The 20,584-nt window shown below is 61.8% G+C and carries 16 protein-coding genes and 1 pseudogene; 4 read left to right on the forward strand and 13 right to left on the reverse strand.

All coding sequences use genetic code 11. The annotated features are described in order from the left end of the window. Nucleotides 1-23: 23 nt before the first annotated feature. The 6 genes and pseudogenes from HX807_RS13410 to HX807_RS13430 form a co-directional block, all read right to left on the reverse strand. Entirely contained in the window at nucleotides 24-3,041 is a 3,018-nt protein-coding gene (locus HX807_RS13410; RefSeq protein ID WP_102604380.1) for a sarcosine oxidase subunit alpha, read from the reverse strand. Further along, nucleotides 3,038-3,340, reverse strand: coding sequence for a sarcosine oxidase subunit delta (locus tag HX807_RS13415; RefSeq protein WP_003209187.1), 303 nt, complete (start codon nucleotides 3,338-3,340; stop codon nucleotides 3,038-3,040). The genes HX807_RS13410 and HX807_RS13415 overlap by 4 nt, the downstream gene beginning before the upstream one ends. 15 nt (nucleotides 3,341-3,355) lie before the next feature. Continuing rightward, entirely contained in the window at nucleotides 3,356-4,606 is a 1,251-nt protein-coding gene (locus tag HX807_RS13420) for a sarcosine oxidase subunit beta (protein ID WP_003209185.1), read from the reverse strand. A 22-nt stretch (nucleotides 4,607-4,628) separates the two neighbouring features. Beyond that, complete coding sequence (glyA, locus tag HX807_RS13425; protein WP_008434333.1) at nucleotides 4,629-5,882, reverse strand: serine hydroxymethyltransferase; 1,254 nt, start codon at nucleotides 5,880-5,882, stop codon at nucleotides 4,629-4,631. 154 nt (nucleotides 5,883-6,036) lie between these two features. Further along, nucleotides 6,037-6,123 (reverse strand): annotated as a pseudogene (locus HX807_RS31665) (outer membrane lipoprotein carrier protein LolA); the annotation flags it as partial. An 18-nt stretch (nucleotides 6,124-6,141) separates the two neighbouring features. Beyond that, entirely contained in the window at nucleotides 6,142-6,870 is a 729-nt protein-coding gene (locus HX807_RS13430; RefSeq protein ID WP_177050220.1) for a TraX family protein, read from the reverse strand. A gap of 90 nt (nucleotides 6,871-6,960) precedes the next feature. Between HX807_RS13430 and HX807_RS13435 the strand changes: the two genes are divergently transcribed. From HX807_RS13435 to HX807_RS13445, 3 genes are all read left to right on the forward strand, one after another. Then, nucleotides 6,961-8,001, forward strand: coding sequence for a low specificity L-threonine aldolase (locus tag HX807_RS13435; protein ID WP_177008829.1), 1,041 nt, complete (start codon nucleotides 6,961-6,963; stop codon nucleotides 7,999-8,001). A gap of 182 nt (nucleotides 8,002-8,183) precedes the next feature. Then, a complete protein-coding gene (locus tag HX807_RS13440; protein WP_003209176.1) occupies nucleotides 8,184-8,384 on the forward strand; it encodes a hypothetical protein in 201 nt (66 codons plus the stop codon). Nucleotides 8,385-8,472: 88 nt separating this feature from the next. Next, nucleotides 8,473-9,006 carry a hypothetical protein gene (locus HX807_RS13445; RefSeq protein WP_008434329.1) on the forward strand — a complete coding sequence of 178 codons (534 nt, stop codon included), beginning with the start codon at nucleotides 8,473-8,475 and terminating at the stop codon, nucleotides 9,004-9,006. Nucleotides 9,007-9,329: 323 nt separating this feature from the next. Here HX807_RS13445 and gbcB read toward each other — a convergent pair whose 3' ends face one another. Continuing rightward, on the reverse strand, nucleotides 9,330-10,430 hold the full coding sequence (gene gbcB / locus HX807_RS13450) for a glycine-betaine demethylase subunit GbcB (RefSeq protein ID WP_003216947.1): 1,101 nt from the start codon (nucleotides 10,428-10,430) through the stop codon (nucleotides 9,330-9,332). 280 nt (nucleotides 10,431-10,710) lie between these two features. Between gbcB and gbcA the strand changes: the two genes are divergently transcribed. After that, a complete protein-coding gene (gene gbcA / locus HX807_RS13455) occupies nucleotides 10,711-12,006 on the forward strand; it encodes a glycine-betaine demethylase subunit GbcA (protein WP_003216945.1) in 1,296 nt (431 codons plus the stop codon). An 801-nt stretch (nucleotides 12,007-12,807) separates the two neighbouring features. Here gbcA and HX807_RS13460 read toward each other — a convergent pair. The 6 genes from HX807_RS13460 to HX807_RS13485 all read right to left on the reverse strand — a co-directional run bounded on the left by HX807_RS13460 (nucleotide 12,808) and on the right by HX807_RS13485 (nucleotide 20,559). Further along, nucleotides 12,808-13,578, reverse strand: coding sequence for an electron transfer flavoprotein subunit beta (locus HX807_RS13460; protein ID WP_102370063.1), 771 nt, complete (start codon nucleotides 13,576-13,578; stop codon nucleotides 12,808-12,810). A gap of 10 nt (nucleotides 13,579-13,588) precedes the next feature. Next, a complete protein-coding gene (locus HX807_RS13465) occupies nucleotides 13,589-14,809 on the reverse strand; it encodes an electron transfer flavoprotein subunit alpha/FixB family protein (RefSeq protein ID WP_134327440.1) in 1,221 nt (406 codons plus the stop codon). Continuing rightward, complete coding sequence (gene dgcB, locus HX807_RS13470) at nucleotides 14,809-16,749, reverse strand: dimethylglycine demethylation protein DgcB (RefSeq protein WP_177050222.1); 1,941 nt, start codon at nucleotides 16,747-16,749, stop codon at nucleotides 14,809-14,811. The genes HX807_RS13465 and dgcB overlap by 1 nt, the downstream gene beginning before the upstream one ends. A 149-nt stretch (nucleotides 16,750-16,898) precedes the next feature. Continuing rightward, nucleotides 16,899-18,959 (reverse strand): dimethylglycine demethylation protein DgcA, encoded by a 2,061-nt coding sequence (gene dgcA / locus HX807_RS13475; RefSeq protein ID WP_087694764.1) that lies wholly within the window; start codon nucleotides 18,957-18,959, stop codon nucleotides 16,899-16,901. A gap of 15 nt (nucleotides 18,960-18,974) precedes the next feature. Beyond that, nucleotides 18,975-19,505 carry a DUF5943 domain-containing protein gene (locus HX807_RS13480; RefSeq protein ID WP_008430647.1) on the reverse strand — a complete coding sequence of 177 codons (531 nt, stop codon included), beginning with the start codon at nucleotides 19,503-19,505 and terminating at the stop codon, nucleotides 18,975-18,977. Nucleotides 19,506-19,581: 76 nt separating this feature from the next. Then, entirely contained in the window at nucleotides 19,582-20,559 is a 978-nt protein-coding gene (locus HX807_RS13485) for a dipeptidase (protein ID WP_003216932.1), read from the reverse strand. Nucleotides 20,560-20,584: the final 25 nt, after the last annotated feature.

A 20,584-nucleotide genomic window follows, 5' to 3' on the forward strand; every position in this document is an offset into this window, starting at 1 on the left:
CGGAGCGTGGGAACGATCAGGTGTCAGATGTTCTGACGATCGCCTTTAGGATCGAAGAACACCGAAGAAACAATCTCCGCCTCGATCACGCTGCCATCCGCCAGCGGTGCAAACACCCGCTCGCCGATGCGCTTCAAGCCGCCCTTCACCACGCCCATGGCAAACGAATAACCGAGGGAGTTATGGGCATAACTGGAGGTGACGTGGCCGACCATCTTCATCGGGATCGTCTGCTTGGCGTCGAACACCAACTGCGCGCCTTCCGGCAGCCACACGTTCGGGTCGATCGGCTTGAGTCCGACAAGCTGCTTGCGGTCTTCACGCACGCAATCCTCGCGATTCATCCCGCGCCAGCCGAGCCACGAGAACGGTTTGGTGCGGCCTACACACCAGCCCATGTTCAGGTCGTCCGGGGTCATCGAGCCGTCGGTATCCTGGCCAACGATGATGAAACCCTTCTCGGCCCGCAGCACGTGCATGGTTTCGGTGCCGTACGGGGTCAGGTTGTACTGCTTGCCGGCCTCGACGATTTTCTCGAGCACACCCATGGCGTAGTCGGCCTGCACGTTGACTTCGTACGACAACTCACCGGTAAACGAAATCCGGAACACCCGTGCCGGCACGCCGCCTACCAGGCCTTCTTTCCAGGTCATGAACGGGAAGCCGTCCTTGTCCAGGTCGATGTCGGTGACTTCGCTCAGCAGCTTGCGGCTGTTGGGGCCGGACAAAGTCATGGTTGCCCAATGGTCGGTGACCGAGGTGAAGTACACCTTGAGGTCCGGCCATTCGGTCTGCTGGTAGATTTCCAGCCACTGGAGTACGCGTGCTGCGCCGCCGGTGGTGGTGGTCATCAGGAAGTGGTTGTCGGCGAGGCAGGCAGTCACGCCGTCGTCGAAGACCATGCCGTCTTCCTTGCACATCAGGCCGTAGCGGGCCTTGCCCACGTCGAGCTTGGTCCAGGCGTTGCTGTAGATGCGGTTGAGGAACTCGCGGGCATCCGGGCCCTGGATGTCGATCTTGCCGAGGGTGGACGCGTCCAGCAGGCCGACGCTGTCACGCACGGCCAGGCATTCGCGCTTCACTGCGGCGTGCAGGTCTTCACCGTTGCGCGGGAAATACCATGGGCGTTTCCACTGGCCGACGTCCTCAAACTCGGCGCCGTTTTTCACGTGCCAGGCTTGCAGCGCGGTGTAGCGCACCGGCTCGAAGATGTGCCCACAGTGCCGGCCTGCTACCGCGCCGAAGGTTACCGGCGTGTAGTTGGGACGGAACATGGTAGTGCCCATCTGCGGGATGGTCACATTCAGCGAACGGGCCGCGATGGCCAGGCCGTTGACGTTGCCGAGCTTGCCCTGGTCAGTGCCGAAGCCCAGTGCGGTGTAGCGCTTGACGTGCTCCACCGACTCGAAACCCTCGCGGGTGGCGAGTTCGATGGCGGCCGCGGTGACGTCATTCTGCAGGTCGACAAATTGCTTCGGCGCCCGTGCGGTAGCTTTCTCGTGAGGCACCTGGAACAGCGCCAGAGTCGGTTCCTCCAGACGGCTCAAGGCTTTTGGCAGCGTACCTTCCACCGGCGCAAACCCGGCTTCGCTGGCAGCGCGCACGCCACCTTCAAAACCGTCGGCCAGGGAATCGCCGAGGCCGTAGACGCCATTGATGCCACCGACGCACACGCGTTTCTGCGGTGCTTCGCCCGGTACAAAACCGAGGATGTCTTCACGCCAGGTCGGCTTGCCGCCCAGGTGCGAGGCCAGGTGGACCACCGGGCTGTAGCCGCCGGAGCTGGCGACCAGGTCGCACTCCAGCCACTCGCCGGGGCTGGTGACTTTATGAGCTTTGACATCGATGGCCGCAACACGGGCACCAGTGACGTGCTTGCTGCCACGGGCCTCGATCACGGCGCTGCCGGTGAGGATGCGAATGCCTTTGGCACGCGCCTCTTCAACCAGCGCGCCCCGTGGGTTGTGGCGGGCATCGGCTACGGCGACAACGCTGAGGCCGGCGTCGAACCAGTCCAGCGCCACGCGGTAGGCGTGATCGTTGTTGGTGGACAGCACCAGCTTCTTGCCCGGTGCCACGCCGTAGCGACGCACGTAAGTGGAGACCGCTCCCGCCAGCATGTTGCCCGGTACGTCGTTGTTGCCGTACACCAGCGGACGCTCGCAAGCACCGGTGGCCAACACGACACGCTTGGCGCGAACCCGGTGGATACGCTGACGCACCTGGCCGATCGGCGCACGGTCACCGAGGTGGTCGGTGAGGCGCTCGTGAATGGTCAGGAAGTTATGGTCGTGGTAACCGTTGACGGTGGCGCGAGGCAGCAGCACCACGTCCGGCAGGGCCTTGAGTTCAGCAATCACACTGGCAACCCACTCGGCCGCAGGCTTGCCATCGAGGCTTTCGCGGGAGTCCAGCAGGGAGCCGCCGAATTCTTCCTGCTCGTCCGCGATGATCACCCGGGCGCCACTGCGGGCGGCGGCCAACGCAGCCGCCAGGCCGGCAGGGCCCGCGCCCACAATCAGCACGTCGCAATGACGGTTCATGTAGTCGTAGGTGTCCGGATCGTTCTCGGTCGGCGAGCGGCCTAAACCTGCAGCCTTACGGATGTACTTCTCGTAAGTCATCCAGAACGATTGCGGGTACATGAAGGTTTTGTAGTAGAAACCCGGCGGCATCAGCTTGCCGCCGACCTTGCCGAGAATGCCCATCATGTCGTTGTTCACGCTCGGCCAGCCGTTGGTGCTGGTGGCGACCAAACCCTGGTATAGCGCCTGTTGCGTGGCGCGCACGTTGGGGATTTGCGTGGCTTCGGTCGCGCCGATCTGCAGCACCGCGTTCGGCTCTTCGGCACCGGCGGCGAAGATGCCGCGCGGGCGGGAATACTTGAAGCTGCGACCGATGATGTCGACGCCGTTGGCCAGCAGCGCAGCGGCCAATGTGTCGCCTTCAAAGCCTTTGTAGCTCTGGCCGTTGAAGGTGAAGCTCAGGGCTTTGTTGCGGTCGATCCGGCCACCGTTGGACAGGCGATTGATCTGGCTCATACCTTCTCTCCAGAAGCCTTGGCGGTGAATTGCGGCTTGGTGCCTATCTTGTAGGTTTCAAGAATTTCGTAGGTCACGGTGTCGCGGGTCGCGTTGAAATACTGGCGGCAACCGGCAGCGTGAATCCACAGTTCGTGGTGCAGGCCGCGCGGGTTGTCGCGGAAGAACATGTAGTCGCCCCACTCCTCGTCGGTGCAGGTGTTCGGGTCCAGTGGGCGCGGGATGTGCGCTTGGCCGGAGGCGTGGAATTCCTCTTCGGAGCGCAGTTCGCCACAGTGAGGACAGAAGATATGCAACATAGGGAATTTCTCCTGTTAGTGGGCGACGGCCGCAGCGCCGTGTTCGTCGATCAGCGCGCCGTTGTGGAAACGGTCGATGGAGAATGGAGCTGCCAATGGGTGCATTTCACCCTTGGCCAGGCTGGCGGCAAATACGTTGCCTGAGCCTGGAGTCGCTTTAAAACCACCGGTGCCCCAACCGCAGTTGAAGAACATGTTCGGGACCGGGGTCTTGGAGATGATCGGGCAGGCATCCGGCGTGGTGTCGACGATGCCGCCCCACTGGCGGTTCATGCGCACGCGGGACAGCACCGGGAACATCTCTACGATGGCCTGGATGGTGTGCTCGATCACCGGGTACGAGCCGCGCTGGCCATAGCCGTTGTAGCCGTCGATACCGGCGCCGATCACCAGGTCGCCCTTGTCGGACTGGCTGATGTAACCGTGCACGGCGTTGGACATGATCACGCTGTCGATGATGGGTTTGATCGGCTCCGACACCAGTGCTTGCAGCGGGTGGGATTCGATCGGCAGGCGGAAGCCCGCCAGGGATGCCATGTGGCCGGAGTTACCGGCGGTCACTACGCCGACGCGCTTGGCGCCGATGAAACCCTTGTTGGTTTCCACGCCGATGCACACGCCGTTTTCCTTGCGGAAACCGATGACTTCGGTCTGCTGGATCAGGTCCACGCCCAGTGCGTCAGCGGCGCGGGCAAAGCCCCAGGCCACGGCATCGTGACGGGCCACGCCGCCGCGACGTTGCACGGTGGCGCCCATGACCGGGTAGCGAGTGTTCTTGGAGCAGTCGAGGTACGGGATCTCGTCGGCCACTTGTTTGGCGTTGAGCAGTTCGCCGTCCACACCGTTGAGGCGGTTGGCGCTGACGCGACGCTCGGAGTCACGGATGTCCTGCAGGGTGTGGCACAGGTTGTAGACGCCACGCTGGGAGAACATCACGTTGTAGTTCAAATCCTGGGACAAACCTTCCCAGAGTTTCATCGCGTGTTCGTACAGGTGCGCCGACTCGTCCCACAGGTAGTTGGACCGCACGATGGTGGTGTTGCGCGCGGTGTTACCGCCGCCCAGCCAGCCTTTCTCGACCACCGCCACGTTGGTGATGCCGTGCTCCTTGGCCAGGTAGTAAGCCGTCGCCAGACCATGCCCGCCGCCGCCGACGATGACCACGTCGTAGACCTTTTTCGGGGTGGGCGTGCGCCACATCTTCTGCCAGTTTTCGTGGTGGCTGAGTGAGTGCTTGAAGAGGCCGAAGCCCGAGTAGCGTTGCATAGTCATTACTCCAAAACCGCGCTCAGCGATAAACCGGGAAATCAGCGCACAGGGCGGCCACATGCTTGGCGACGTTGGCCTCCACATCGGCGTCGCCGAGGTTGTCGAGGATGTCGCAGATCCAGCCGGCCAACTCCAGGCATTGGGTCACTTTGAAGCCGCGTGTGGTCACCGCCGGCGTGCCGATACGCAGGCCCGAGGTCACGAACGGCGACTGCGGGTCGTTGGGCACGGCGTTCTTGTTGACGGTGATGTGAGCGCGACCGAGGGCGGCGTCCGCATCTTTGCCGGTGAGGCCCTGACGGATCAGGCTGACCAGGAACAGGTGGTTATCGGTGCCGCCGGACACTACATCGTAGCCGCGTTTGATAAACACGCCGGCCATGGCCTGGGCGTTGTCGATCACTTGCTGTTGATAGGCCTTGAAACCTGGTTCCTGGGCTTCCTTGAAGCACACCGCCTTGCCGGCGATCACGTGCATCAGCGGGCCGCCCTGGGCGCCCGGGAATACCGCAGAGTTGAGTTTCTTTTCAATTTCTTCGTTGGACTTGGCCAGGATCAACCCGCCACGTGGACCGCGCAGGGTCTTGTGGGTGGTGGTGGTGACCACATCGGCGTAGGGCAGCGGGTTCGGGTACAGACCGGCGGCCACCAGGCCGGCGACGTGGGCCATGTCGACGAACAGCAGCGCACCGACCTTGTCGGCGATCTGGCGAAAGCGCGGGAAATCCAGGGTCTTGGAGTAGGCGGAAAAACCCGCCACGATCATCTTCGGCTTGTGCTCCACGGCCAGGCGCTCGACTTCGTCGTAGTCGATCAGCCCGGTGTTGGTGTCGATGCCGTATTGCACCGCGTTGTACAGCTTGCCCGAGGACGACACTTTGGCGCCGTGGGTCAGGTGGCCGCCGTGGGCCAGGCTCATGCCGAGGATGGTGTCGCCGGCGTTCAACAGCGCCAGGTACACCGCACTGTTGGCGGACGAACCGGAGTGCGGCTGCACGTTGGCATAGTCGGCGCCGAACAGTTGCTTGGCGCGCTCGATGGCCAGCACTTCAACCTTGTCCACATGTTCGCAGCCGCCGTAGTAACGCTTGCCCGGGTATCCTTCGGCGTACTTGTTGGTGAGGCCGCTGCCCTGGGCTTCCATGACACGCTTGCTGGTGTAGTTCTCTGACGCGATCAGCTCGATATGATCTTCCTGGCGCTGCTCCTCGGCATTCATGGCCGCCAGCAGTGCATCGTCATAACCCTGGATCTGGTCTTGCTTGCTGAACATCGCGTCTCTCCCAGCGGCGGCGGTGCGCCAATCGTATTGTTGGGGCCGCCGCACGACGGAGGGGCCCTTTGATGCGATGGTAGGGCTGGCGCAGAGAGGTCAAATGCCTATGGACGCCACGCAAAGGTGCGTTTACGACATGGCCCCCGGCATTTGTAGGAGCGAGCTTGCTCGCGAAAAACCTGAGGGCGCCGCGCGCATCCAGACAGCCCTCGTAATCGTTGACGTTTTTCGCGAGCAAGCTCGCTCCTACAAGGGGTTAGGCGATGATCTTTCGAAGGAGTAGCAGCAGCAGGAAATGCGCCGGATAAAGCGCATACGCCCAGCGCCGCATGGCCGGCGGCGACACCTGCCTGGCCTGTCGCAACAAGACCAATCCGGCCAGCGGCGCAATCAGGCATGTCGCCAATCCCAGCATCGCCACCAGCGTGCCGCTGTCGAGCAGGACCTGCCATTGGTTGGCAGCCAGGCACACCACACCCGGCAGCACGCTGAAATACCACGGCCGGCGAAACACCAGCAACATCGCCAACGGCAGCAGTACGCCAAAGAAACCGAACATCAGCTCCGCCGAGAAAAACCCCGCCAAAACCAGCGCGATCAACGCCAATCCTCGATCAATAACCGTCTTCTGCTGCCATCCCCGGGCAACCAGCAAACCCAGCGCCAGGGTCGGCAGTACGTTCAGCGTATCGGCGTCGTCGATGAACATCCGGTACGGCACCTCACTGATCACACTGAACAGCATCAACCAGCCCAGATAGCGCCACTGCCCCGTCACCGGCGCGTCCTTGACCCGATGCAGATTCGCTGCGATCGCCAGGCAAAACCACGGGAACGCCAGGCGCCCCGGCACATACAGCCCGTCCAGGCTCAAACCGACATACCGCAGGTGGTCCAGCACCATACTCAGCAGCGCCAGCCACTTGAGCAGGTCCAGGGCGCCATCGCGGACGCGGCTTACAGGAACGCTTTCAGAACCGTGCATAATTCCCCAATGACTTTGCATTAACAGTGCGTGCGCCCGCCCGACAATCTTGGGTAAAGTGCGCACCAACATCGACCACAGGACTGGGCCATGACCGACAAGAGCCAACAATTCGCCAGCGACAACTATTCCGGCATCTGCCCGGAAGCCTGGGCCGCCATGGAACTCGCCAACCAGGGCCATCAACGCGCCTATGGCGATGATGAATGGACCCACCGCGCCGCCGACGGTTTCCGCAAACTGTTCGAAACCGACTGCGAAGTGTTCTTCGCCTTCAACGGTACCGCAGCCAACTCCCTGGCGCTGTCCTCCTTGTGCCAGAGCTACCATAGCGTGATCTGCTCGGAAACCGCCCACGTCGAAACCGACGAATGCGGCGCGCCGGAGTTTTTCTCCAACGGCTCCAAGCTGCTCACTGCCCGCACCGAAAACGGCAAGCTGACCCCGGAGTCGATCCGCGAGATCGCCCTCAAGCGCCAGGACATTCACTACCCGAAACCCCGCGTCGTGACCCTGACCCAGGCCACCGAAGTCGGCAGCGTCTACACCCCGGAAGAAATCCGCGCCATCAGCGCCACCTGCAAGGAACTGGGGCTGAACCTGCACATGGACGGCGCACGGTTCTCCAACGCCTGCGCATTCCTCGGCTGCTCGCCGGCCGACCTGACCTGGAAAGCCGGGGTCGACGTGCTGTGCTTTGGTGGCACCAAGAACGGCATGGCCGTGGGTGAAGCGATCCTGTTCTTCAACCACAAGCTGGCCGAAGACTTCGACTACCGCTGCAAACAAGCCGGGCAGCTTGCCTCAAAGATGCGCTTCCTCTCCGCCCCGTGGGTGGGCCTGCTGGAAAACGACGCCTGGCTCAAACACGCCCGCCACGCCAACCACTGTGCACAATTGCTCAGCAGCCTGGTGGCGGATATCCCGGGTGTGGAGTTGATGTTCCCGGTGCAGGCCAACGGCGTGTTCCTGCAACTGTCGGAACCGGCAATTGCCGCGCTGACGGCCAAGGGCTGGCGCTTCTACACCTTCATCGGTAAAGGCGGCGCGCGGTTCATGTGCGCGTGGGATACCGAGGAAGAACGCGTAAGAGAATTAGCCGCAGATATTCGGGAAGTGATGAGCGCCTGAAGTAGGCATCAGCCCCTCAGATAATGGCGAAAGGCCGAGACTGTTTTTTGATATTTCTGACAGCAACCAACTTCGTTTTCATTGACTAGCCTCTTGGAACCCGGAAGGAAAAGGCCGCCTTTCGGGACTAACCGCCAGCCGAATAATCGGCCGGAAACGGAAATCCAGCAGAGGGCAATACCATGGAAGCGCAACGCTACGGAAACAACTTGCTAGGCGAAGGCACTATCAGCACCACCGTCATCGACTGGGACGAATTCAGAAAATCCGCGAAAATCGGTGACACCATCAGCGAACCGACGAGGACATTGCGGATCACTGACAAGGTCTATGAACTGACAGCATCCGGCCAGCACTTCGTCGTGCATATCTATGCCCAATAACCTCTAACTGATCGTTCCCACGCTCTGCGTGGGAACGCCTCCCCGGACGCTCCGCGTCCAGGCCACACCACGGTTCAAGGACGAATTGATGGGCAGAAGCCGCTACACCATTACCGAACCTGAAAAACCACACTTCCTGACATGCACTGTCATGGAATGGACACCGCTATTTACCCGCGACTACCTTGTCGGCCACCTATTGAGTTGCTGGCGATATCAACAAACCCACGAACATTTCAATCTCTACGGCTACGTCGTTCTCGAAAACCATCTGCACTTCGTCGCTCAAGCACCTGACCTGGGTAAATGTGTCAGCCAGTTCAAATCCTTCACCGCTCGAACCATCATTGACGACCTGCAGAAACGAGGAGCGGAGCGAGTGTTGCAGCGTTTGCGTTTCAGCAAACGGGCGCATAAAACGGACCGGATTTATCAGCTATGGCAAGAGGGGTCACACGCCGAGTTGGTGTACAGCGAAGCGGTGATGCGCCAAAAGCTTGATTACATTCACCACAACCCTGTGAAGCGTGGTTATGTGGACTTGGCCGAGCACTGGCGGTATTCCAGCGCCCGCAACTATGCAGGACAGGATGGCCTGATTGAAATTCAGCGCTGGGCCTGATCGTTCCCACGCTCTGCGTGGAAATGCAGCCCGTGACGCTCCGCGTCACACAGCGGGACGCAGAGCGTCCAAGGAGGCATTCCCACGCGGAGCGTGGGAACGATCGATTCCTGTGAAGCGGGGTTGTGTGGACTTGGCCGAGCTGGCGGTATTCCAACGTCCGTAACTATGCAGGACCGGACGGCCTGATCGAGATTCAGCGCTGGGCCTGATCGTTCCCACGCTCTGCGTGGGAATGCAGCCCGTGACGCTCCGCGTCACACAGCGGGACGGGACGCGGAGCGTCCAAAGAGGCATTCCCACGCGGAGCGTGGGAACGATCATTAGAACTCGATGCGCACATCACCCTTCGGCACGCTGCAGCACGACAGGATGTAACCCTCGGCTTCGTCTTCCTCGGTGATCCCGCCGTTGTGGTCCATCTCGACCTCCCCGCCCAGCTTCAGCACCTTGCACGTCCCACAGATCCCCATGCCGCAAGCTTTCGGAATCAGCAGGCCAAGCTTGGCCGCCGCTGCGTGCACGGTCTCGCCCGGTGCCACGCGAATGCTCTTGCCAGAGGCAATGAATTCCACCTGATGCAGGTCCGCCAGGTCGATCTCCGGTGCATCCGCCGCTTGTTCGGCTTGTTCCACCGCGTCGGCCCGGGCTTCCGGTGGCGTCGCGCCGAAGGATTCTTCGTGATAACGCGCCATGTCGAAGCCGGCGGCTTCCAGCAGGCGCTTTACCGCGTTCATGTAAGGCGTCGGGCCGCAACAGAAGACTTCCCGCTCCAGGAAGTCCGGCACCATCAGTTCGAGCATCTTGTGGTTGAGGTAACCGCGATAACCGGCCCAGGGTTCACCCAGGCCGTGTTTCTCGCAAATCAGGTGCAGGCTGAAGTTATCAATCCGCGACGCCATATGCTCCAGCTCGCGGTGGTAAATGATGTCCTTTGGCGAGCGGGCGCTGTGGATAAACGTCATGTCGACGTTGGCGTTGGTGTCGTAGAACCAGCGCGCCATGGACATCACCGGGGTAATACCGACACCACCACTGAGGTACAGCACTTTCGGGCTCGGGAAGTCGATGGCATTGAACAGCCCCACCGGCCCGTGCACCGCCAGCTCCTGGCCTTCGTGCAGCGTGTCATGCAACCAGTTGGACACCTTGCCGCCCGGCACGCGCTTGATGGTCACCGAAAAGCTGTAAGGCACCGACGGCGAACTGGAAATAGTGTACGAACGCATGATCGGCTGGCCGTCGATTTCCAGCTCCAGGGTGACGAACTGCCCGGGCTTGAAAAAGAACAGGATCGGCTGGTCGGCCATAAAACAGAAGGTGCGCACGTCCCAGGTTTCCTGGATGACTTTGACGCAACGGACGATGTGCCGACCATTGGCCCAGGTCTGGGTTGTTACCGGGTTCAGGAAGCTGTTGGACATGCTGTTCTCCATAGCCGTGTGATCGGCCTTATGGTGGCGATTCTGCGTAACGCGAGAACCACCCATTTACCTATCTGCGACATTCACATACTTATCGCGACCAGCCCCCATACCACGGGGGTTGCGCGTCGGGAACAGAGTGGGCCATGTCGTTCATGGATAAGGTTCTGGCCGTTGTGGGGCCCACACTCGCTCCCAACAAAGACGCTTTCTTTACGCCTTGCTGCAAAACCTAGCCACTATTCGCCGGCCACACAGAATGGCCATGAGGACACACACGATGGACGTCACCGCAACCTTAAGCTTGGGCGATCCGCTGGAACCCGCACGCAAGGCCACTGCGCAAATGCTGCAAGAACGCGAGCGGACCTTTTCGCTGCCACAGCCGTTTTACTCTGATGAACGGCTGTTCGATATCGACATGCAGGAAATTTTCCAGAAAGAGTGGTTGATCGCCGGCATGACCTGCGAGATCCCCGCCAAGGGCAACTACATCACCCTGCAAGTGGGCAAGAACCCGATCATCGTGATCCGTGGCGCCGACGGCGTGGTGCACGCGTTCCATAACGTGTGTCGCCACCGCGGTTCGCGCCTGTGCACCAGCGACAAGGGCAAGGTCGCCAAGCTGGTGTGCCATTACCACCAGTGGACCTATGAACTGGACGGCCGCCTGCTGTTCGCCGGTACCGAAATGGGCGCCGACTTCGACATGAAGCAATACGGCCTCAAGCCGGTGAATGTGAAGACCGCCGGTGGCTACATCTTTATCAGCCTGTCGGAGAACCCGCCGGCCATCGACGACTTCCTGTCGACCTTGAGCCACTACATGGAACCCTACGACATGGAGAACACCAAGGTGGCGATCCAGACCACCTTGTTTGAAAAAGCCAACTGGAAGCTGGTGCTGGAAAACAACCGCGAGTGCTACCACTGCAACGCGTCGCACCCGGAACTGTTGAAAACCCTGCTGGAATGGGACGACGTCACCGACCCGCGGGCCGACCAGGCCTTCAAGGACCACGTGGCCGCCTCCGCCGCCGCCTGGGATGCCGAAAAGATCCCTTACGCCCACGCCAGCTTCGGCCTGCGTAACCGCATCGTGCGCATGCCGCTGCTCAAGGGCACCGTGTCGATGACCCTCGACGGCAAGCAAGGCTGCAACAAGCTGATGGGCCGCATCAAGAACCCGGACCTGGGCTCGATGCGCATCCTGCACCTGCCTCACTCGTGGAACCACTGCATGGGCGACCACATCATTGTGTTCACCGTGTGGCCGATCAGTGCCCAGGAAACCATGGTCACCACCAAGTGGATCGTGCACAAGGACGCCGTGGAGGGTGTGGACTACGACGTCGAGCGCATGCGCAAAGTGTGGGACGCCACCAATGACCAGGACCGTCGCCTGGCCGAAGAGAACCAGCGCGGCATCAACTCCACCGCGTATCAGCCAGGTCCGTACTCCAAGACCTATGAGTTTGGCGTGGTGAACTTTGTGGACTGGTACAGCGAGCGGATGCTGAGCAACCTGGGGGCGGCGCCAGCGCCGTATCTGAAAGGCGTCGCCGTACACGAGTAACCGGCTGACACGCCGCCGATCAAAATGTGGGAGCCGGGCTTGCCCGGCCCCCACACTGGTTTGTGACTGTACAAAATTCATCCAACACCGTGACAGACCGCTGCCCGCCTTACTTCCAGCCATTGCCCAACAACTTATCCACAAAGCCACCCACAGCAATTGTGGGCAACTGCGCTTTCCCGTCGAAATAAAACCAAGAAAATCCGTGACTTATTCAAAGGTACCGGTTTTATCCCACATTGATCATTTTTTGACCTAAAGCCTGAAAGCCACGTCCTGCATGGGCTACAGAGGAACGCAAACACCTTATCCACAGAAGCGCCAACAGACTTTGGGGGCAACTTTGGACCATCTGTGGAAAACCGGCTTAAACCGAGCAAAATCGCGGCTTTGAGAGCAAAACTCAGTTGGAACGGCGATATTGGTTATATTTTAACCAGCACACTGTAAGCCACGTTTTATATGGCCTACAGCGGATAGCGAACATCTTATCCACAGAAGCACCAACAGACTTTGGGGGCAAGTCTGCGCCGGGTATTTTCCTTATCCACAGAAAAACCCAAGGAAAAACCGTCAGTTAGGTTGGTTATTTTTCGTACAGCGAGCTGGAGGGCTTGATTTGCATGGGGTGTGGACAGCCGCGAACAGGTTATCCACAGGTGGGTTAACAGGGATTGTGGGTAAAGGCACAATCGCCGCAAAACAGTGTGGGAGCGGGCTTGCTCGCGAAAGCGGCGGATCAGTCGGTACATGAGTTACCTGACACACCGCCTTCGCGAGCAAGCCCGCTCCCACAGTGGATCAGCGCACTACACCTTCTTCTATAAGCAATTTAAGAATGGCTTCAGCGCCCGCCTCCGGACTCACGCCCTTGAGCACCTGCCCACCGCCGCCGCTGGCCTTGGCCGTAGCGGCCTTCATCCGGTCGGCACCGCTTTTGGCCTTGATCACCTTGAGGCGCTTGGGCCGAGGCTTGGCCGGCTGCAATACAGCGCCTGTGAATAACTCATCCTCCAACACCTCGACGTCATGGGCCGTCAGCTCACCGCGTTGCGCCGGGCCGTAGGCGCTTTGCCGTGGCTTGGGCGCGGCGTTATCCACCGTGGCCATAAACGGCAGGCGCACCTTCAGCCGCCGCCGTTGGCCGCGAGGCAAGGCCTGCAGCACATGGGCCACACCGCCTTCGATGGATTCCACCTGGGCCAGGCCGACAATCAACGGCCAACCCAGTTGCTCGGCCAGCAGGAACGGCAACATGCCCGAGCCTTCGCCGGTTTCCGCCTGGCTGCCGGTGAGCACCACCTGGGCACCCGCGTCCCGCAGATAGTCGCCGAGCACCGGCAAGGCGTCTGCCCCGGCCGGTTGTTCAAGCACGTGCAACTGCGGCAAGCCCATGCCCAGGTAAGCGCGCAGGGTGGGTTCGCCGATGTCGCCGGCGTGCAGCACTTGCAGGTTATCCCCAGCCAGTTGCAGGCCCAGTTCCACTGCGCGCGCGTCTTGCTCGGCCCGGCGTGGACGGCCGGAAGTCGGGTGGGCACCGATGGACACCAGGCTGATTACATTCGTCGTCATGGCCATTTCCTTAAGCCGCATCGCGCTTGGCGCCGTGGCGGTAGGCCTCGACCGCAACAATCAAGGCTTGCAGTATCGCGGCGCTTTCGCCGATCACCGACAGGTCGGCACGCTTGATCATGTCGCAGCCCGAGTCGAGGTTGATCGCCACCACCTTGTCGCAGGCACCAATGCCTTGAAGGTGCTGGATCGCCCCGGAAATCCCCACCGCCACGTAAACCCGTGCAGTGACCCATGTGCCGCTGGCGCCCACCTGGCGATCGCGCGCCATGAAGCCGTCGTCCACCGCCACCCGCGAAGCACCTTCGGTGGCGCCCAACGCGGCAGCAGTCTGGTGGAACAGCGCCCAGTCCTTGACCCCGTTGCCACCGGAGAAAATAAACTCGGCTTCGGCCATGGGAATCGCCGCCGGGTCCACGGCCACCGCACCCAAATCTTCGATACGCGCAAGGCTGCGGGCCAGGCTTGTGGATAACTCCACCGGCAGCACTTCGTGACGGGTTTCGCTGACGGGATCGGCGCACTCCGCCGCAGCCAGGATCATCCGTGGCAGTGGGCGGGCAAGATCCTCCTGACCCGCGCCTGCACGGCCAATACATTCCTGGCCCTTGATCTGCCAGACCCGCGTGGCCGGGCGCTCCTTGAGGCTGGCGGCAAAGCGCCGCCCCAATTCACCACCGCCGCTGCGGCTGTCCGGCAGCAACCAGTGGCGCGGGTTGAACTGGTTATCCACAGCCCGCAGGCCCTGGACGCGTTGCTCCGGTGAATAACCGTCGAATTCATGCCCGTCCAACACCAGCAGCCGATCCACACCGGCGGTGGCGAAGGCGTTTTCCTTGTGTTCGCCGAACACCACGGCCAATACCGCACCGTCGTCGCCGGCCAGTTGCCGGGCCAGGCCCAGCAAGTCGCGGTCGTGGCTGCTCAGGCGGCCGCCGACCATGTCCGGCACCACGTTGATGTAGAAAGCGGGCGCCGGTACCTGATGCAGCGGCAACTGCACTTCCACCGCTGCCGTACGCTTGGCCGCGCCGCCCTGCTGGGCGCCGCTGCGGTCAATACGCTTGATGCCGTTGGGGCCGATAAAACCGACACCGTGCACGTTCTTGCGGATCACCCCATTGGGCCCCATCCAGCTGTGTTGCACCGGCTGCATCGCCGCGTGCAGCGGGTGCAGGCGGTTACGGGCGATCCATTCGGCCCGTGGGTCGCGGCGGATAATGTCGCTCATCAATGCACCTCCGCAGGTTCGCGTTTCGGCGCCTTGGCCGGTGCCGCGTCTTCAAGCAACGCGTCAGCTACCAGTTCGGCAATGTCCTTGATCAAGGGACGCGGTTCGACCACGCCTTCCAGCATCGCCGTGCACTGTGGACAACCCACGGCCACCAGTTCGGCGCCGGTCTCGCGGATGTCTTCCATGCGCATGTCGGGAATCCGCTGCTTGCCGGGAATATCGGTGATCGGCGCCCCGCCACCGCCACCGCAGCAGCGCGAGCGGAAACCGGAGCGCTGCATTTCCTTGACCTCGATCCCCAGCGCCCGCAGCACTTGGCGCGGTGCCTCGTACTCACCGTTGTAGCGGCCCAGGTAGCACGGGTCGTGATAGGTCACGCTGTTGCCTTTGTGCTGGCCCAGGTTCAGGGCGCCGGCGTCGATCAGCTCGGCCATGTAGGTGCTGTGGTGCTGCACGAGGTAGTTGCCGCCGAAGGCGCCGTATTCGTTTTTCAGCACGTGGAAACTGTGGGGGTCGCAGGTGACGATGCGCTTGAAGCTGTACTTGGCCAGGGTCTGGATATTGCGTGCGGCCAGCAGTTGGAAAGTCGCTTCATCGCCCAGGCGCCGGGCCACGTCGCCGCTGTCGCGCTCCTCAAGGCCCAGTACGGCGAAGTCGACCTTGGCGGCTTTCAGCACTTTGACGAACGAGCGCAGGGTGCGCTGGTTGCGCATGTCGAAGGCACCGTCGCCGACCCAGAACAGCACGTCGACGGTTTTCCTGTCGCTGAGCAAGGGCAGGTTCAAATCCGCCGCCCAGTTCATCCGCCCGCCCGGTGCGAAACCGCCCGGGTTGTCGGTGGCGATCAGGTTTTCCAGGACTTCGGCGCCCTTGTTCGGGGTCGCGCCTTTTTCCAGGGTGAGGTGGCGGCGCATGTCGACGATGGCGTCCACGTGCTCGATCATCATCGGGCACTCTTCCACGCAGGCGCGGCAAGTGGTGCACGACCACAGGGTCTCGGCGTCCACCAGGCCATTGACGATTGGCTGGTGCGGGTTGCCGCTGTGTTCGCCGATGGCTTTGCCAGGATACGGGCTGCCGGCGAACTTGGCGTCGGTGCCACCGGCCAGGCCGACGACCATGTCCTGGATAAGTTTTTTCGGGTTCAGTGGCTGGCCGGCGGCGAACGCCGGGCACGCGGCTTCGCACTTGCCGCACTGCACGCAGGCGTCGAAGCCGAGCAGTTGGTTCCAGGTGAAATCCACCGGTTTTTCCACGCCCAGGGGCGCGCTTTTATCGGCGAGGTCCAGGGGTTTCAAACCGGTGGAACGGCCGCCGCCGAAGCGTTCGGCGCGGCGGTGCCAGGCCAGGTGCAAGGCACCGGCGAAGGCGTGTTTCATCGGCCCGCCCCAGGTCATGCCGAAGAACATTTCCGACACGCCCCACAACACGCCCAGGCTCAGCAGCGTGGCGAGCAGCCAGCCGCCGAAGTCCGCCGGCAGAATCCCGGCCACCGGCAAGGTCACCAGGAAGAAGCTCACCGAGAACGCCATCAGGCTTTTCGGCAGGCGCATCCACGGGCCTTTCGACAGGCGTGCAGGCGGGTTGCGACGGCGCAGGTAGACGAAGGTGGCGCCGACAAACATCAGCACCGAAGCCAACAGCAAGGCGTAGCCGAGGATGCGGTTATGCAGGCCGAAACCGTGCACCAGGATCGCCAGCAGCGCCGAGAGCACAAAGCCCAGGGCGGTGGCGACGTGGGTGTTGGCGATGTATTTGTCGCGGGCGACCACATGGTGCAGGTCGACCATGTAGCGCTTGGGCATGGCCAACAGGCCGCCGAGCAAGTCGACCTTGGAGGACCGCCCGCGGCGCCACATGTTCACCCGGCGCAGCGCGCCGAGGACGGCAAGGCCCAGGGCGGCGAAGAGCAGGATGGGAAGAAGGGTGTTCAACATGGTGAAGCTCCCAAAGACCTCGGGGTCAATGATCGTCCCCACGCTCTGCGTGGGGATGCATCCTGTGACGCTCTGCGTCACGACCTAAGAGCGGACGCGGAGCGTCCAGGGCGGCATTCCCACGCAGAGCGTGGGAACGATCAGGCGGATCAGAAATCCTTGCACAGGCGCAGGGCGTCATAGATGGCCGCGTGGGTATTACGCTGGGCCACGCAGTCACCAATGCGGAACAGCAAGTACCCCTCGCCCGGCTCGCTCAGGCACGGCTGCGGCTTGATCGCGAACAGGGCTTCGATGTCCATCTGGCCCTTGTTGCGCGAGCCTGCCTTGAGCCCGTAGTAGAGCTCTTCGTCCGGACGCACGCCGTTCTCGACCACCACCTGGTCCACCACCCGCTCTTCCCTGGCCCCGGTGTATTCGTTCTCCAGCACCGCCACCAGCTTGTCGCCTTCGCGGTAGACCTTTTCCAGCATCATGTCGCCGGTCATGATCACTTCCTTGGGGTACATGCTGCGGTAGTACGTCGGGAACGACGTACCGCCCACGGCCACGCCCGGCTTGATGTCGTCGGTGACGATCTCGACCTGGCTGCCCTTGTCCGCGAGGAAGTCGGCCACCGACATGCCGGTGAACTCGCAGATGGTGTCGTACACCAGCACGTTCTTGCCAGGTAGAACCTTGCCGTCGAGCACGTCCCAGCTGCTGACCACCAGGCCTTCAGCCGCGCCCCAGTGTTCGTTCTGCTCCAGGAACGGATGACCGCCCACCGCCAGCACCACCACGTCCGGGCGCAGGTCAAGGATGGTTGCCGCGTCCGCCGCCACGCCCAGGCGCAGGTCGACGTTCAGGCGCGCCAGTTCCAGCTGGAACCAGCGGGTGATCCCGGCAATCTGGTCACGCTGCGGGGCTTTCGATGCAGTGGTGATTTGCCCGCCGATAAATTCTTTCTTCTCGAACAGCGTCACGTCGTGGCCACGTTCGGCAGCCACCCGCGCCGCTTCCATCCCGGCCGGGCCAGCCCCCACCACCACGACTTTGCGTTTTGGCCCGGTGGATTTCTCGATGATGTGCGGCACGCCCATGTATTCACGGGAAGTGGCGGCGTTCTGGATGCACAGCACATCCAGGCCCTGGTACTGGCGGTCGATGCAGTAGTTGGCGCCGACGCACTGTTTGATCTGGTCGATCTGGCCCATCTTGATCTTGGCGATCAGGTGCGGGTCGGCGATGTGGGCGCGGGTCATGCCGACCATGTCCACGTAGCCGCCTTCCAGGATGCGCGTGGCCTGGTTCGGGTCCTTGATGTTCTGCGCGTGCAGCACCGGGGCCTTGACCACTTCCTTGATGCCGGCCGCCAGGTGCAGGAACGGCTCCGGTGGATAACTCATGTTCGGGATAACGTTGGCCAGGGTGTTGTGGGTGTCGCACCCCGAGCCGACCACGCCGATGAAGTCGAGCATGCCGGTGTCGTCGTAGTACTTGGCGATCTGTTTCATGTCCTCGTGGGACAGGCCGTCCGGATGGAATTCGTCGCCGCACAAACGGATGCCGACGCAGAAATCCGGGCCGACTTCCTTGCGCACCGCCTTCAACACCTCAAGGCCGAAACGCATGCGGTTTTCGAAGCTGCCGCCCCATTCGTCAGTACGTTTGTTGACCCGAGGGCTCCAGAACTGGTCGATCATGTGCTGGTGCACCGCCGACAGTTCCACACCGTCCAGGCCACCGGCCTTGGCCCGTGCCGCAGCGGTGGCGTAGTTGCCGATCACCCGCCAGATTTCTTCAGGCTCGATGGTCTTGCAGGTGGCGCGGTGCACCGGCTCGCGGATGCCCGAAGGCGACAGCAGCGTGGGCCAATGCTCGCCGTCCCAGCGCGAGCGACGGCCCATGTGGGTAATCTGGATCATGATCTTGGCGCCATGCTTGTGCATGGCGTCGGCCAGGTTCTGGAAGTGCGGGATGATCCGGTCATCCGCCAGGTTCACCGACTTCCACCAGCCTTGCGGGCTGTCGATGGCGACACTGGAAGAACCGCCGCAGATCGCCAGGCCGATCCCGCCCTTGGCTTTCTCTTCGTAGTACTTCACATAGCGGTCGGTGGTCATGCCGCCGTCGGTGGCATACACCTCAGCGTGGGCGGTACTGAGCACGCGGTTGCGGATGGTCAGTTTGCCGATCTGGATCGGCGCAAACATTGCTTCGAAAGCCATGGCAGGGTCCTCGACTTACAACGGCTTGACGGTGAACAGGCCGTCGTCGTGGCCCTCTTCGGAGCCGCCGTATACCTGTTCCGCAACGGTGCGGATCTTGCTGCCGCGGGCTTCGAGAATCTGGTCCATCGCGCCGGCAAACCAGCCGGTGAACATGTAGTCGACCTTGCGCCCGACCTTGCCGTACACGTAGACGAATGCCGAGTGCTCGAGCTTGACGCTGGCCGTGCCTTTGTCGAGGTCGATGTCCTGGATCTTGAACAGGCCCCAGCCGCGCTGCGACAGGCGCTTCATGTAGTGCTCGAACACTGCGACGCCTTCCAGGCCGTGGCATTCAGCTTCTTTTTCACACCAGTGCCAGGCGGATTTGTAGCCGGCCTTGTAGAGGATTTCGGCGTAGGCCTCGCTGCCCAGGACTTCTTCGATCCCCATGTGATTATTGACGAAGAAATGGCGCGGCACGTACAGCATCGGCAGGGCGTCGGAGGTCCAGACACCGGTTTCGCTGTCGACTTCGATAGGCAATTGAGGGGCGATCTTGGCCATGGAAACTTAACTCCGGAAAATGCTTTGGTAAGCCCCCGACGCATAAGGTTGGGGGAAAAGAGGCGTGAGTGGTGGCTTATTCGCCCCAGACGTCCTTCAGGACGTTGACCCAGTTTTCGCCCATGATCTTGCGCACCACGCGCTCGGGATGGCCGCGCTTGAGCAGGGTCTCGGTGAGGTTCGGGAACTCGCCCACGGTGCGGATGCCCAGCGGGTTGATGATCTTGCCGAAGCTGGTCAGGCGGCGGGCGTAGCCCTTGTCGTGGGTCAGCATTTCGAAGAAATCCTGGCCATGGCCCTGGGTGAAGTCGGTGCCGATGCCGATGGCGTCTTCGCCCACGATGTTCATGGTGTACTCGATGGCTTCGGCGTAGTCGTCGATGGTCGAGTCGATGCCCTTGGCCAGGAACGGCGCGAACATGGTCACGCCGACAAAGCCACCGTGGTCGGCGATGAACTTCAGCTCTTCATCGGACTTGTTGCGCGGGTGCTCTTTGAGGCCTGAAGGCAGGCAGTGGGAGTAGCACACCGGCTTTTTCGATTCGAGGATGACTTCTTCGGAAGTCTTGGAGCCCACGTGGGACAGGTCGCACATGATGCCGACGCGGTTCATCTCGGCGACGACCTCGCGACCGAAGCCCGACAGGCCGCCATCGCGCTCATAGCAGCCGGTGCCCACCAGGTTCTGGGTGTTGTAGCACATCTGCACCACGCCAACCCCGAGCTGCTTGAAGATCTCGACATAGCCGAGCTGGTCTTCAAACGCGTGGGCGTTCTGGAAGCCGAAGATGATGCCGGTCTTGCCCTGTTCCTTGGCGCGACGGATATCGGCGGTGGTTTTCACCGGGATCACCAGGTCGCTGTTTTCGCGAATCAGGGTCTGGCTGGCCACGATGTTGTTAATGGTGGCCTGGAACCCTTCCCATACCGACACGGTGCAGTTGGCAGCGGTGAGGCCACCCTTGCGCATGTCTTCGAACAGGTCGCGGTTCCACTTGGCAATGATCAGCCCGTCGATAACGATGCTGTCGGCGTGCAATTCGGCTGGGCTCATCAGGCGTCCCCTTATTGGCGATTCA

The sequence above is a fragment of the Pseudomonas sp. D8002 genome (assembly GCF_013385695.1).
Lineage (GTDB): Bacteria > Pseudomonadota > Gammaproteobacteria > Pseudomonadales > Pseudomonadaceae > Aquipseudomonas.

Coding starts and splice junctions, on each gene's coding strand:
- glyA (WP_008434333.1), bottom strand. CDS start 5,882: ATGTTCAGCAAGCAAGACCAGATCCAGGGTTATGACGATGCACTGCTG.
- HX807_RS13435 (WP_177008829.1), top strand. CDS start 6,961: ATGACCGACAAGAGCCAACAATTCGCCAGCGACAACTATTCCGGCATC.
- HX807_RS13465 (WP_134327440.1), bottom strand. CDS start 14,809: ATGAGCGACATTATCCGCCGCGACCCACGGGCCGAATGGATCGCCCGT.
- gbcB (WP_003216947.1), bottom strand. CDS start 10,430: ATGTCCAACAGCTTCCTGAACCCGGTAACAACCCAGACCTGGGCCAAT.
- dgcA (WP_087694764.1), bottom strand. CDS start 18,959: ATGGCTTTCGAAGCAATGTTTGCGCCGATCCAGATCGGCAAACTGACC.
- gbcA (WP_003216945.1), top strand. CDS start 10,711: ATGGACGTCACCGCAACCTTAAGCTTGGGCGATCCGCTGGAACCCGCA.
- HX807_RS13410 (WP_102604380.1), bottom strand. CDS start 3,041: ATGAGCCAGATCAATCGCCTGTCCAACGGTGGCCGGATCGACCGCAAC.
- dgcB (WP_177050222.1), bottom strand. CDS start 16,749: ATGTTGAACACCCTTCTTCCCATCCTGCTCTTCGCCGCCCTGGGCCTT.
- HX807_RS13420 (WP_003209185.1), bottom strand. CDS start 4,606: ATGCAACGCTACTCGGGCTTCGGCCTCTTCAAGCACTCACTCAGCCAC.
- HX807_RS13430 (WP_177050220.1), bottom strand. CDS start 6,870: ATGCACGGTTCTGAAAGCGTTCCTGTAAGCCGCGTCCGCGATGGCGCC.
- HX807_RS13415 (WP_003209187.1), bottom strand. CDS start 3,340: ATGTTGCATATCTTCTGTCCTCACTGTGGCGAACTGCGCTCCGAAGAG.
- HX807_RS13440 (WP_003209176.1), top strand. CDS start 8,184: ATGGAAGCGCAACGCTACGGAAACAACTTGCTAGGCGAAGGCACTATC.
- HX807_RS13480 (WP_008430647.1), bottom strand. CDS start 19,505: ATGGCCAAGATCGCCCCTCAATTGCCTATCGAAGTCGACAGCGAAACC.
- HX807_RS13460 (WP_102370063.1), bottom strand. CDS start 13,578: ATGACGACGAATGTAATCAGCCTGGTGTCCATCGGTGCCCACCCGACT.
- HX807_RS13445 (WP_008434329.1), top strand. CDS start 8,473: ATGGGCAGAAGCCGCTACACCATTACCGAACCTGAAAAACCACACTTC.
- HX807_RS13485 (WP_003216932.1), bottom strand. CDS start 20,559: ATGAGCCCAGCCGAATTGCACGCCGACAGCATCGTTATCGACGGGCTG.